The following is a 13,276-nucleotide window of genomic DNA, read 5'->3' as shown; positions in this document are numbered from 1 at the left end:
TAAAAACGACAAGAAACAGGGATAGTTATGTTTTCTAAAATTCTAATTGCCAACCGTGGTGAAATTGCCTGCCGAGTAGCCGCGACTGCCAAGCGTCTGGGTGTCAGCACCGTCGCTGTTTATTCTGATGCGGATCGTGAAGCTAAGCATGTGGCTGTCTGTGATGAGGCTATCTATTTGGGCGGCTCGGCACCGAAAGACAGCTATCTAAAAGGTGACGCGATTATCGCGATAGCGCTTGAGACTGGCGCACAAGCGATTCATCCGGGTTATGGGTTTTTAAGTGAAAATGCAGATTTTGCGCAAGCCTGTCAGGATGTAGGACTGATATTTATCGGTCCATCAGCTGATGCTATCCGCGCCATGGGTGGCAAATCTGAATCCAAGCGATTGATGGAGATAGCGGGCGTACCACTGATACCGGGATATCATGGTGACAATCAAGACGCCACATTCTTACAACAGCAAGCCGATAGTATTGGCTATCCAGTGCTGATTAAAGCCAGTGCAGGTGGTGGCGGTAAAGGCATGCGTATCGTAGAGCAAAGTAGCGACTTTGTGGATTTATTAGACTCATGTCGCCGTGAAGCCATTACTAGCTTCGGTGATGATAAAGTGTTGGTTGAAAAATACGCCTTAAAACCGCGCCATATCGAAATCCAAGTATTTGGTGATACGCATGGCAACTATGTGCATTTGTTTGAGCGTGATTGTTCCGTACAGCGCCGTCACCAAAAAGTATTAGAAGAAGCGCCTGCACCGGGTGTTGATATTGCGATGCGTGAGGCGATGGGCACCGCTGCCATCGAAGCGGCTCGTGCGGTCGACTATGTTGGCGCAGGTACGGTTGAGTTCATCGTTGAGCAGCGCGAAGACGCTATGAATTTTTATTTCATGGAGATGAATACGCGGTTGCAGGTTGAGCATCCAGTCAGCGAAGCGATTACTGGTGTTGATTTGGTCGAATGGCAGCTGTTGGTTGCGGCAGGTCAACCATTGCCAAAAACCCAAGCCGATCTAACTATCAACGGTCATGCAATTGAGGCGCGTATCTGTGCCGAAAACCCTGACAATAGCTTCTTGCCCGCGACCGGTACATTATTTACGTATCAAAAACCTGAACACAGCACCTTTATGATTGATAAAGATGGTACTGGCGTACGTATCGATGATGGCGTGCGCGAAGGTGATGTTATTAGCCCATTTTATGACTCTATGATTGCCAAGCTCATCGTTCATGCACCAACGCGAGAGCAGGCATTAGCCAAGCTTGATCGAGCACTTGCGCAAACGCGTATCGTGGGTTTACCGAATAACGCGGCATTTTTACGTTATATCTTAAATACAGAATCTTTTAGCCAAGCCAATCTCGATACTGCTCTGATTGAACATGAGCGTGATGCGATTTTTAATCAGCAGCCTTTGGCATTATCGACGCTAGTTGTGACCGCTATTACTCGTCAGCTTGCGAGCGAGATAGCGATGCAAGAGTCAGATATCGATCCATTTAGCAAACCTACCGGCTTCCGTGCTTATAGTGATTATACTCGCTCATTCAGCTTGGTTTATGATGAGAGTGCTTATACTGCCCGCATGAGCAACTGGCACAATGCGAATTGTTCAGACAGCAAAAAAGGCAGCGATAACCTCAGTAGCTTTACGCTCGTTATCGAAAAAGAAGTCGCTAACACGCAGGATAATAGCAATATCAATGTCGCTGCTCAGACTGAAACGGTTTATGAAGGTCATGTGAGCTATGCCAGTAGCGACGAGCACAATCATACGCTATGGTTAGATGGTGCACGTACTAGCGCGCAAAGCTGGGTACTTAATGAGACCGTCTATGTGTTCACAGACAGTGGTCGTGACGAGATTACGCTGATTGATATCATGGCACACGTGGGTGAAGAGTCCGCAGCGGTTGGTAGTTTAAAATCACCGATGCCAGGACAGGTTGTTGCCTTTAAAGTGGCGGTTGGCGATACTGTGAAAAAAGGCGAACCGTTAGCGGTCATCGAAGCCATGAAGATTGAGCATACTATTACTGCACCGACAGATGGGGTAGTGGCAGAATTGCTATTTGCAGCAGGTGATTTGGTTGCTGATGGTGACGAGTTATTACGCATTGATGCTGGCGAAAATACTGAGAGCGAATAGCTGACATAGCTTAATAATAGGTAAGTAAAAATAAGGACGACAAGCATGAGCCATTCGTATCCAGAGCACGTCAGAATCGTTGATGTCAGCCCGCGTGATGGACTACAAAACGAGTCAACGACGGTACCGACTGAGGTTAAGCAAGCACTTATCAATGATTTGATTGCGGCAGGTGTCAAAAAGCTAGAAGCAACAAGCTTTGTCTCGCCAAAGTGGGTGCCACAGATGGGCGATAATAGCGCGCTACTTGAGGCGCTAGCGCCGACACGACAGACAGATATTTGCTATTCAGTGCTAGTGCCCAATATGCGCGGTTTTGAAAACGCCATTTTGCACCGTCCTGATGAAATCGTTATTTTTGGCTCAGCCAGTGAGACCTTTAGTCAAAAGAATATCAACTGTAGTATTGATGAGAGTATCGAGCGTTTTGCACCAGTGGCAGCGGCTGCAAAGGCGCAAGGCATCAAAGTACGAGGCGTTATCTCTTGTACGGTTGGCTGTCCTTATGAAGGCGACATTGACCCAAGCCAAGTAGCGTATGTGACCAAGCGCTTGGTTGAGATTGGTGCTGAGCAGATTGGTATTGCCGATACCATTGGTGTTGGTACGCCGCTCAAGGTACAGCGCGCGTTACAAGCCGCATTAGAATATGCTGATATCTCTATGCTATCAGGTCATTTTCACGATACTTACGGTCAAGCATTGAGCAATACGCTAGCCGCACTACAAATGGGTGTTAGCGAGTTTGATACCTCAGTGGCTGGACTGGGCGGCTGTCCTTATGCCAAAGGCGCAACGGGCAATGTTGCGACTGAAGATGTGGTGTATATGCTGCATGGTATGGGTATCAGCACTGGTATCGATTTAGATAAATTGGTCATGGCAGGTGAGCGTATCAGTGCGTTCTTAAAGCGTCCAAATGGCTCAAACGTGGCACGTGCCATCATCAATAAACGCCAGTCTTAAATTTTGGCTTTAAAAAACAAATTAGAACTTAAACGTTAAAAATATCAGAATATCAAAACACAAGGAATAGTTATGAGTTTACCTGGATTGAATTTTCAACTTGGCGAAGATATTGATGCATTACGCGATATGGTACAGCAGTTTGCAACCAATGAAATCGCCCTACGTGCTGCCGAGATTGATAGCAGCGATGAATTCCCAATGGATCTATGGCAAAAGATGGGTGATATCGGTCTGCATGGCATTACCGTTCCTGAAGAATACGGCGGCTCTAACATGGGCTACGTCGCACACATGGTCGCGATGGAAGAAATCAGCCGTGCTTCGGCATCGGTCGCGCTAAGCTATGGTGCGCATTCGAACCTATGTATCAACCAAATCAAACGTAATGGCTCTGAGGCACAAAAACAAAAATATTTACCAAAACTGGTCAGCGGTGAGTTCATCGGTGCATTGGCTATGAGTGAGACAGGCGCTGGCTCAGACGTCGTTAGTATGAAGCTAAAAGCTGAAGAGAAAGACGGTAGCTATGTGTTGAATGGTAGCAAAATGTGGATTACCAATGGTCCCGATGCTGACGTGATGGTGGTTTATGCTAAGACCAATCCAGAGCTAGGCGCGAAAGGTATGACTGCCTTTATCGTTGAAAAAGGCATGGAAGGTTTTGGTACGGCACAAAAGCTCGATAAGCTTGGCATGCGTGGTAGCCATACGGGTGAGATGACCTTTAATAATGTGACCGTGCCAAGTGAAAATATCTTGGGCGGTCTCAATGAAGGCGTTAAGGTATTGATGAGCGGGCTGGATTACGAGCGTGCAGTATTAGCTGCAGGTCCTATCGGCATCATGCAAGCCGTGATGGACAATGTCGTGCCTTATATCCATGATCGTAAGCAGTTTGGTCAAGCGATTGGAGAGTTTCAGCTTATTCAAGGCAAAGTCGCAGACATGTATACGATACTGCAAGCAGGTCGCAGTTTCTTGTACACTGTCGGCAAAAATCTCGATATGTTGGACGCGCGCGGTGCTGGTCATAGTCGCGAAGTACGTAAAGATTGTGCTAGTGTGATTTTATGGTGTGCCGAAAAAGCCACTTGGATGGCAGGCGAAGGCATTCAAATCTTTGGTGGTAATGGCTACACCAATGAGTATCCACTTGGTCGCTACTGGCGTGATGCCAAGCTATATGAGATTGGCGCGGGCACTAGTGAGATTCGTCGTATGCTTATCGGTCGTGAGCTATTTAATGAGACTAAATAGTATAAAAATATAATACTATCATCAGCGACTTTCTAAATTTGGCATAACCAGACTAGCTTAGGACAATGGCTGGTTAATAACGAACAATTGTGCTAAGGTATATTTTATTTTTTGATTGACAATAATCGATTAATAGAGTTGCTTCTTAGCCTTTTTTATTCGCCATATTTATAAGATATCGTCTATGCTGCTGACTATTACCACACCTAAAACACGCTTCAAGATAAATCTGCGATTAACTATTATTTCTGTGCTGACAAAAGCGCTATTTCTACTGAGTGTATTTGCGGTACACTCAGCAAATGCTGAGTTAGCAGACGTGTCACCATCGCAACCCGTCATTCAGTTTTCAACTTCTGATGCGAAGTGGGTACATCAACCAAGGTTCGATAGTCGTCACATTCGCAACTTAGAGGGTAATTGTGATCCGGAAGAACCTTGCAAACTCAAACGTGCGGAAATGAAATTTTTATTAATTGTAAATCAGGAAGGTAAAGTTGCAAATATTACCGTATTGAAGAGTAGTGGCTCCGATAAAATTGATAGTGAGTTTATGAGAGAGTTACGCCGCAGTCTTTTGAAACCATTTAGAAAAGATAGTAAGACAGTAGTAGGCAAAGTAACCGTTCCAATAATATTTGAGTATTACTAAAGCTTAAACAATACTAAAAAGCAGTACGCCTTACACGTACTGCTTTTTTTATTTTCAATGTAAAAGTATCTATTGAGTATTACGACTGCTTGGTATGATCAAAATATCGTGCCAAGCCATTCAACAATAAGTCATCACGCAAACGTACTGGTCGATTAACATGCTGAGAAATAATAGCTGCATCACCACCCGTCATGATAACTTCAAAGTTGGGATGGCGATGGCTAATCTCATTGATGGCACCGACGATAGAGAGCAAGATACCGCGATGTACCGCATCTTGTGTGGTCATGCCTTGACCAACACTATCAAAGGTGCCATTGGATATGGTAATTTGCTTAGTGCCTGAAAATAGTGATTCACGTTGCAGATAAATACTAGGGAAAATATAACCGCCCAAATGCTCAGCATGATCAATCAAGTCAATGGTCACTGCTGTGCCACAGCCAATCACGCATTGACGTTTTTTCTTATCCACGGCGCCCAGCATCTGTAGCCAACGATCACAGCCGAGCTGTTCGTCATTATAAGCACTCTTCATCAAAGCATGCGCGGCATCGACATGGACAAACTCAAACGGAATATTCAGACGACCTAACGTCTCTGACACTTTAATATTCAAATCGTCGCCCAGCACCGATGAGATACCAATGAAATCAGGCGCATAACGCTCGAAGCGATCGGTCAAACCCATCAGTAGTTCGGCAGGCGCTTGCAAATGTTGCTTGGCATCATGCGCGACTATTTGTCCGATATCATCGGTGAGCCAGTATTTTAGGCGGGTGTTGCCAAGATCTAACCAGAGCATAAAAATCCCTTTATATCGTGCCCATTGGGTCTTTGATTTAAGCCTTATCAATAACGTCGATGCGTCCGGTAAAAAGCGCAGAAATCTTACCGCTATCTTGACGCAATTGCAAACATCCATGTGTATCAAGACCACAAGCATAACCTGTGATGCTATCTGTTTTACCGTTATGCTCTTGAGTAACGTGCAAGCGTAATCCTGCCAGTGCGTCCATCGAATCAAACTGTTTTAAAAAGCTGTCCAAATTATAGCTTTGACCAGTGGGTTTCTCTAATCCTAGGTGCTCAAAGCGTGTCATCGCGGCTAGCAGGGCTTTACTCATTTGTTGGTAAAGTATTTTTAGGCTTGGTAGGCTCACAATATCTGTCTCTGGTTTTAGCCTCTCATAAATATCCTGTAGGCTAATCGCCTCATAACTCATGCCTTCGCAGGTTTGCGCAGTGAGTTTGGGCGTTGCCTGTACATTAAGTCCTACGCCCATCACTACGCCGACCAATTTGCCCGTTTGGGTAACAGGCTCTATTAAAATACCCGCAAGTTTATTAAAGGGTAGGGTCTGCGCTGCCAGTTTAGGCTCATTTGACATTGAGTCAGATGGTGGTTGATAAAAGCCCAAATCGTTTGCCCACTTCACGCCGATGGGCGTCAATCCTTGCGCGCGTAATTGCTCATTTAATATTTGAATAACGGGCATTTTTGCCAGTTCAACGCCAATAATTAACGACAATAAACCGCTAATCGGCAGATGAACAGGATGATATAACGACAGATAGACATTGCCGCGCGGTGATTGCCACGAGCGCCCGTGCTGCCCACGACCTGCACTTTGGGTTTCAGCGGTCAGTAGATGCATCTGCGCAGCATTTAACGTGCCATGTTGTACATCTGCTATTAGCTCGCTATTGGTAGAGGCACTGCTGACAAGGTGGCGATGGTTCAGCTGTGGTAAATGATGAAGCTCTAATGAGTCGTCAGAAAAATTGGACAATGGCGGCATAAGTTTCGTCGATGTGGTTAATATAGCGTGGATAATCTTTGTTATACTGGGCGATTGTCATGAGATTGTCGCGATTAGACAGTATCAAATAAACAGCATAAAGGTCGGATTATGATTTAGCAAATGCGATAGGCAAGTGATTATAAAACTAAAGAATTTTTATAAAAATAAGTGTGATAAAAGGCTGATTCGATGATGTTATATGTATGGTTTGTGATTGCAGGGGCATTTGCGGGTGTCAGTGCAGGTCTATTTGGCGTTGGCGGCGGCATGATTATCGTACCAGCATTGGTATGGATTTTTACCGCTTATGATTTTTCACCAGAAGTGGTGACCCATTTGGCGATTGGTACATCACTGGCGACCATCGTTGTGACTTCGATCAGCTCAATGACTGCGCACAATAAGCGCGGCGGCGTGCGTTGGGAAGTGTGGCGCAAAATGGCACTCGGCTTGGTCATCGGTAGTTTGGTGGGAGCAGGTATCGCTGATATGATTGATGGAAAAGTATTGCAAGCCATCATCGGTGTCGGCGCGTTATTGGTTGCTTTAAAAATGCTGTTTTTGTCCAATAAAGAGCAGCTGGGTAAACCGCTACCGTCAACTGGCGTACAGTTCGGCGCGGGTACAGGGATTGGCATGGCGTCGTCTATTTTTGGTATTGGCGGTGGCAGCTTAACCGTACCGTTTTTAAATTGGGCGGGGTTACCGATGAAGCAGTCGGTCGGCACGTCTGCCGCTTGTGGATTGCCGATTGCATTGGCTGGTGCGGCAGGGTTTGCATGGTTCGGGCAAGATGTGGTCAACCTACCTGAGGGCACGATAGGCTTTGTGCATATTACGGGTTTTTTATGTATTTCCGTCGCTAGCTTTGCGATGGCAAAAGTCGGTGCCAAGCTTGCGCACCAGTTGCCTGCACTAACGCTCAAGCGTGCTTTTGGGGTGTTGTTATTATTTGCTGGTGGGCAGCTGTTGTTAAGTGGGATTGGGGTGATTTAGTTTTGGTTTAGGAAAGTAGTTATTAATCAATAAATTGAGGGTTTAATATGGCTATTGTTGATTTATTTCATAAAAGGCAGAAGAAGCTCCGAGGTGAGTATCCTGATGTTTATCAATACGATGAATTACCAGATAAACTAAAAGTCCAAATGGTTCACTTATGGGATGAAACAATAAAAGCGGACTATTCAGGCGGTGGTTGGAATCCTAGCAGCTTAAATCGTGAACATTTGAAAAAATGCTACAAGAGTCTATGCAAAGAAATAGGTGTATTTAAACTAGATGAAGAAGATAGCGATAATGAAATTTATATCACCTACTTTGAAAGTATTTCTAACTATTTTTTAAGTGAAGACAATACTGAACAAGCTCTAAGTGTTATAGAGTTGATGATGCAAACTATTTCAAGCTTCGCTAGAGAATATAGGTATAAAGTTTCTATAAACGTTGATGAATCTATCAACGAATTGAACCAACGTTTTCGTGAGCATGGCGTAGGTTATCAATACGAGAATGGTCAAATTATTAGAGTCGATTCTGAGTTTATTCATGCTGAAGCAGTTAAGCCAGCTTTACAGTTACTAAGTAATCCAATATATAAAGGTGCACAAGAAGAATTTTTAAAGGCTCACGAACATTATCGTCATGGTCGTTACGATTCAGCACTAACAGATTGTCTTAAAGCTTTTGAAAGTACCATGAAAATCATAATCCACAAGAGAAGTTGGGTATGTGATAAAAATGCAGCTTCAAAGAAGCTTATTGATTGTTGCTTAGCTAATGAATTGATACCAAAGTTCTGGACAGATCAATTTAATTCATTAAGCAATATACTTACTTCGAGTGTAGGTACACCTCGAAACAAATTGAGTGGTCATGGTAAAGGTAATGATGACATAGAAGTTCCTGAACACCTTATTCAGTATGTGCTACACATGACAGCCTCTACCATTGTATTTTTAATCAAAGCAGATGAAAGCTTGAAATGATTATTTCCTATCAATCGCATCCAGCCCCAAACGCATCCATTTTCTTGCTAGCTCATCATGGTCGCTGAGCATACTCCATAGCGCATCTTCACTAAAGATAGAGTATTCATCACCTGAATGTTCAATTGGCAGATCCGTTTCACGATCTGTCATCCATTGCGGATTGAGATAATAATCTTTCAACTCATTTTGCAATGCTTCAGCTTGCAAAAACTGCTGCTGCGCTTCGAGTTGCTGGCGATGCAGTTTGCACCATTGCTCGTATTTTTGCTGTAGTTCTTGCGGATTATAGTTAGGCATTTTTATACTCTTATTTTTTGATACTTAGACGAATGATTATTATTTTCAGCCCTATTATAGCATCCTTCACAAACCCTAAAAATCCGTCACAATTTCAGGTAGAATAGCCGCCTGTTTTCGCCATATTTACTGATCCTTCATGCGCCTAAAATCTCTCAAGCTGGCAGGCTTTAAATCCTTTGCCAATCCTACGACTTTTACCTTTCGTCATGGTATCACCGCCATTGTCGGGCCGAACGGCTGTGGCAAATCTAACGTCATTGATGCCATTCGTTGGGTGCTGGGTGAAACCTCTGCCAAGCAGCTGCGTGGCGGGGCGATGAGTGATGTCATCTTTGCGGGTACGCAAGATAAAGCCGCCAAAAGTGTCGCTAGCGTTGAGCTCACCTTCGAGCATACGCAAGATGAGCAAAACGGTATTCGCCATGAATTTAATCTCTATCAAGAGCTGTCCGTTCGTCGTCAGGTAAATAAGGAAGGTCGCTCAGATTATTTTATCAATGGCACGCGCTGTCGTCGCCGTGATGTCGTCGATGTATTTTTGGGTACGGGACTTGGCGCACGTAGCTATGCGGTGATTGAGCAAGGCATGATTGGGCGTATCGTTGAGTCTAGCCCGATGCAGCTGCGTGAGTTTATCGAAGAGGCGGCAGGGGTCTCGCGCTATCAAGCACGCCGTGAAGAAACGCAAAAGAAGCTCGAGAAAACTAAAGATAATTTGGCACGCCTGCATGATATGCAAAGCGAGCTGGTCAGCCAACAAAAGCGTCTGTCTAAGCAAGCCGCCAGTGCTGAGCGCTACGAGGAGCTGGCATTAGCGCTTGCTGATATCAAGCAGCAGCTTGCCATTCAGCAGCTCTATCAAGCCAAGCATACTCAGCAGCAGCAAAAAATAGCGCATGAGCGCAGCGCCACTGAAGTATCAACTTTACAAGCCAACTATGACAACCTAAAAGCCAAGCAAGATAAGCTTGCTGCTCATATCAATCAAGAGCAGTGGCTCAAAGACGATGCTCAAAGCAGCCATTATCAGCATCAATTAAGCTATCAACAAGCAGAGCATCAATTAGGTGATGCTAAATCACAATTAAACGCTATCGAGCAGCAACTCACGAGCTTAGAGCAGCAGAGTCAGCAAGCAGTCGATGAGATAAATCGCCTAAAGGCTGAGCAAGCCGAGCAGCAGACTGTGCTAGAAGGATTGCGTCCGAAGCTTATTGAATTAACGAATAAACGTGAAGCGCATAAACGCAACGAGCAACCATTACAGCGCGCCTACCATGACGCGCAAAATCAGCTATCACGCTTGCAAGATAATGCGCGCATGCTAGAACAACAGCAAGCCATTAATAACCAAGCACAAAAACGTTATCAGCAAAACCATGAAAAATGGCAGCGCCGTCAGCAAAATTGGCAGCATTTATGGCAGCAATTACAGCAGTCGCTATCACCAGTTGCAAGTGCTGGTTTGCAAAATAATTCTGATACGAATCATTTGCAGCAGAGGTTAGCGGTGCAAGTTGCTGAGCTAAACAAACAATTGCAGCAGATTGAACGCCAACAAGACAGCGTCGATGAGCGACTGTCTGAGCTACAACCGCAAGCGCAGGATTTACAACAGCAATTACACACGCAGCAGCGCGAGTTAAGCGAGAATGAGAAGCGCCACGCCGTATTGGCGGGTGAGTACGATACCCTGCATCAAATATTGAATCCTAAGCCGACACCAAAATCGCAACCGCTTGTTCATGCAAAAACTGCTGATGTTAAAAGTGATTTAGAAAATGAAATAGCTAGCGACTATAGCCAATTGACCATTACCACCTTGCGTGACCAGATTGAGTTAAGCGCGAAAGGTCAGCAGCATGCAGAGCTACTTGATAGTGTGTTGGCATTATGGTTAGACAGCCATGTACTAGTTTCTAACCAAACTTATCAACCAAATATTGATAACGTGAGCGATGACTCTGAGAAAGTGAATAGCTTATGGCAGGTGCTTGAGCATGAGTTAAAAGATTTATTTGTTTATCAAAATGCGCAAACCAATACAGTGGACAAGCCATCAATCAAAATAGAAACGGGTCATAGTTTGTGGCTACCTGCTCAGACAAATGATACAGATTCAACGCCATTTACCAGTGTCTTGCCAGAGAACTTAATTGATAAAGTACTGCCTTTATCACAGCTGATTAGCGCACCGAACTTAGCGCTTTGGCGGCAGTGCTATTTATATATTGCACAGCCTGAGACAGATAATAAGCAAACGTTAGAAGCGCTTGCTGAGATTTTAAAAGCATTGCCATCGTCAGCTATTTTACTCACGACTGACGGCTGGCTTATCAGTCGTCAGGGTACGATGAATCTAAGTAAATTTGCTGGTGCGCAAGATGGAAAAAATGGTAGCAATAACAGCAACAGTCAATTTTTAACCCAGCGTTTGCGGCAGCGCAGCCGTTTACAAGCGTTAGAGAATTTGCTCGATGAGTTTGAGAACAAAATAGAAGCGCAGAAAAAAGCGATTACAAAAGACCAGCGTGACTATGATGCATTGATAGTCAGCTTAGAAGAAACACGTGCGCAAGCTGAGCAATTGACCCGTGATGAGCATCAATATCAGCAACAGCTCACTACTCAGCGCGCCAACGCTGAACGTTTGCAAGCGGACAGCCAACGCCTCAATGCTGATAAAGCAGCCCTTGAGCAAGAGCAACAGGAGCTGGTGCAAGAACAACAATCGCTCAATCATGAGCAGCAAGATATCCAAAGCAAAATAGCAGCGCTAACGCCACAAATCGCCGATGCTCGTGCGGCAACTCAGCAATTACAAGCGGAGCGCAGTGAGCTAAGTCGTACCCGTCAAGTAGATGATGACGCTTGGCAAGCCTTGCAACTTCGTATTCAACAAAGTGAGATGCGTTTAGAACACAGTGTAAGCAGTCTTGCTCGGGCAAGTGCGCAATTTGAAAAGTCGCTACAAAGTGAGCAAAATCTAAAGACGCGTCATGAGCAGCAGCAAAATACATTGCCAGCACTGCAAGATGCATTACAAACAGCACAGACCGCGCGCGATGAGCAGCAGGCTGTATTAACAGAGCGAGAAACTGCATTAACGGTGCTCAAGCAAGAATACAATCAGCAGCAGGTTGAGCTAGATAGCTTGCAAAATACACTGCAAACCCAGCAAAATGCGCTTGCCAATCACTCGACCGAGCTGGCACTAAGCGCTGCAAAATTAGAGGATGCTAGTAGCCATACGCAAGAAGCGCTAGATGCTTATTATAAGGTGAGTCAAAAATATAAAGCACAATCAGACATAGCGCAGCACCCACAGCATCAGCAACAAGTGATGAGCGTCTCAAACTTATTGGCAGATTTTATTGCGCATGATCGCCGTGTGCGCCCAGATAAAATTGCTGAGCTTGAGTCTGAGCGCGTGCAGCTTGAGCAGCAGCTAAGCAAAATTGGCGCGGTCAATCTCGCTGCCGTGGCAGAGTTGGCAGAGGTTAATGAACGCTTAGAGCCACTCGCGCAGCAGACAACCGATATTGCTGCCAGTATGCAGACGTTAACGGAGGCGATTGCTTCGATTGATGAAACGACCAAAACGCTATTTATGCAGACGCTCGATGCCGTCAATATTGAGCTTGCCAATTTATTTGCTAAAGTGTTTGGTGGCGGGCAAGCCAGTTTAACGCTCAATACGGATGATATGCCCGTTAATGCGCCAAAATCAGAACAGTGGCGGGCAGGGCTAACCTTAATGGCACAACCAAAAGGCAAACGTAATAGCCGCCTCGCTGTGCTTTCAGGCGGCGAAAAGACGCTTACTGCATTGAGCTTGATTTTTGCGATATTTAAGCAGCATCCCGCGCCATTTTGTGTGTTGGATGAAGTCGATGCACCACTTGATGACGCCAACGTCGCTCGCTTTACCAGTCTTATTCATGAATTAGCAGACGATTTGCAGTTTATCTTTATCAGCCATAATAAATTAACGATGCAGATTGCCGATGAGTTAAAAGGCGTGACCATGCCAAGCGCAGGGATTTCTACCTTGGTCAGTGTGTCACTCGATGAGGCAGCGCGTTACCTTTCTGATTAAGAGCAGCGTTGAATAGCAAAAATAATTGATAACTGGCAGCAGTTGT

Annotated in this window: 10 protein-coding genes; 7 read left to right on the top strand and 3 right to left on the bottom strand. The window is 45.0% G+C overall.

The genetic code is table 11. The annotated features are described in order from the left end of the window. Window positions 1–27: 27 nt before the first annotated feature. The 4 genes from JMX95_RS03160 to JMX95_RS03145 all read left to right on the top strand — a co-directional run bounded on the left by JMX95_RS03160 (window position 28) and on the right by JMX95_RS03145 (window position 5,035). On the top strand, window positions 28–2,157 hold the full coding sequence (locus tag JMX95_RS03160; protein ID WP_201552760.1) for an acetyl/propionyl/methylcrotonyl-CoA carboxylase subunit alpha: 2,130 nt from the start codon (window positions 28–30) through the stop codon (window positions 2,155–2,157). 45 nt (window positions 2,158–2,202) lie between these two features. Further along, the gene (locus JMX95_RS03155; protein ID WP_201552762.1) at window positions 2,203–3,123 is read left to right on the top strand and encodes a hydroxymethylglutaryl-CoA lyase; all 921 of its coding nucleotides are present in this window, start codon (window positions 2,203–2,205) and stop codon (window positions 3,121–3,123) included. Between the two features lie 72 nt (window positions 3,124–3,195). Then, window positions 3,196–4,383, top strand: a complete 1,188-nt coding sequence (locus JMX95_RS03150) for an isovaleryl-CoA dehydrogenase (protein ID WP_201560001.1) — start codon at window positions 3,196–3,198, stop codon at window positions 4,381–4,383. A 184-nt stretch (window positions 4,384–4,567) separates the two neighbouring features. Next, window positions 4,568–5,035, top strand: a complete 468-nt coding sequence (locus JMX95_RS03145) for an energy transducer TonB (protein ID WP_201552772.1) — start codon at window positions 4,568–4,570, stop codon at window positions 5,033–5,035. A gap of 79 nt (window positions 5,036–5,114) precedes the next feature. On the opposite strand, the gene JMX95_RS03140 is transcribed toward JMX95_RS03145, so the two are convergent. Beyond that, a complete protein-coding gene (locus tag JMX95_RS03140; RefSeq protein WP_201539803.1) occupies window positions 5,115–5,843 on the bottom strand; it encodes a pantothenate kinase in 729 nt (242 codons plus the stop codon). 37 nt (window positions 5,844–5,880) lie between these two features. Beyond that, window positions 5,881–6,840 (bottom strand): biotin--[acetyl-CoA-carboxylase] ligase, encoded by a 960-nt coding sequence (locus tag JMX95_RS03135; RefSeq protein WP_201552774.1) that lies wholly within the window; start codon window positions 6,838–6,840, stop codon window positions 5,881–5,883. A gap of 195 nt (window positions 6,841–7,035) precedes the next feature. Between JMX95_RS03135 and JMX95_RS03130 the strand changes: the two genes are divergently transcribed. Both JMX95_RS03130 and JMX95_RS03125 read left to right on the top strand, forming a co-directional pair. After that, on the top strand, window positions 7,036–7,839 hold the full coding sequence (locus JMX95_RS03130; protein WP_060492142.1) for a sulfite exporter TauE/SafE family protein: 804 nt from the start codon (window positions 7,036–7,038) through the stop codon (window positions 7,837–7,839). 47 nt (window positions 7,840–7,886) lie between these two features. After that, complete coding sequence (locus JMX95_RS03125; RefSeq protein WP_201552776.1) at window positions 7,887–8,828, top strand: STM4504/CBY_0614 family protein; 942 nt, start codon at window positions 7,887–7,889, stop codon at window positions 8,826–8,828. On the opposite strand, the gene JMX95_RS03120 is transcribed toward JMX95_RS03125, so the two are convergent. Continuing rightward, window positions 8,829–9,128, bottom strand: a complete 300-nt coding sequence (locus JMX95_RS03120) for a DUF4298 domain-containing protein (protein ID WP_055123439.1) — start codon at window positions 9,126–9,128, stop codon at window positions 8,829–8,831. Between the two features lie 139 nt (window positions 9,129–9,267). Between JMX95_RS03120 and JMX95_RS03115 the strand changes: the two genes are divergently transcribed. Next, window positions 9,268–13,230 (top strand): AAA family ATPase, encoded by a 3,963-nt coding sequence (locus tag JMX95_RS03115; protein WP_201552785.1) that lies wholly within the window; start codon window positions 9,268–9,270, stop codon window positions 13,228–13,230. Window positions 13,231–13,276: the final 46 nt, after the last annotated feature.

Source organism: Psychrobacter sp. NC44 (genome assembly GCF_904846655.1).
In the GTDB taxonomy this organism is placed as follows: Bacteria; Pseudomonadota; Gammaproteobacteria; order Pseudomonadales; family Moraxellaceae; genus Psychrobacter.
This window is presented reverse-complemented; position numbering and strand designations above follow the sequence as displayed.

What these genes read in the sequence shown, in the direction of transcription:
- JMX95_RS03160 (WP_201552760.1), top strand. Translation starts at nt 28, where the DNA reads ATGTTTTCTAAAATTCTAATTGCCAACCGTGGTGAAATTGCCTGCCGA.
- JMX95_RS03155 (WP_201552762.1), top strand. Translation starts at nt 2,203, where the DNA reads ATGAGCCATTCGTATCCAGAGCACGTCAGAATCGTTGATGTCAGCCCG.
- JMX95_RS03150 (WP_201560001.1), top strand. Translation starts at nt 3,196, where the DNA reads ATGAGTTTACCTGGATTGAATTTTCAACTTGGCGAAGATATTGATGCA.
- JMX95_RS03145 (WP_201552772.1), top strand. Translation starts at nt 4,568, where the DNA reads ATGCTGCTGACTATTACCACACCTAAAACACGCTTCAAGATAAATCTG.
- JMX95_RS03140 (WP_201539803.1), bottom strand. Translation starts at nt 5,843, where the DNA reads ATGCTCTGGTTAGATCTTGGCAACACCCGCCTAAAATACTGGCTCACC.
- JMX95_RS03135 (WP_201552774.1), bottom strand. Translation starts at nt 6,840, where the DNA reads ATGCCGCCATTGTCCAATTTTTCTGACGACTCATTAGAGCTTCATCAT.
- JMX95_RS03130 (WP_060492142.1), top strand. Translation starts at nt 7,036, where the DNA reads ATGTTATATGTATGGTTTGTGATTGCAGGGGCATTTGCGGGTGTCAGT.
- JMX95_RS03125 (WP_201552776.1), top strand. Translation starts at nt 7,887, where the DNA reads ATGGCTATTGTTGATTTATTTCATAAAAGGCAGAAGAAGCTCCGAGGT.
- JMX95_RS03120 (WP_055123439.1), bottom strand. Translation starts at nt 9,128, where the DNA reads ATGCCTAACTATAATCCGCAAGAACTACAGCAAAAATACGAGCAATGG.
- JMX95_RS03115 (WP_201552785.1), top strand. Translation starts at nt 9,268, where the DNA reads ATGCGCCTAAAATCTCTCAAGCTGGCAGGCTTTAAATCCTTTGCCAAT.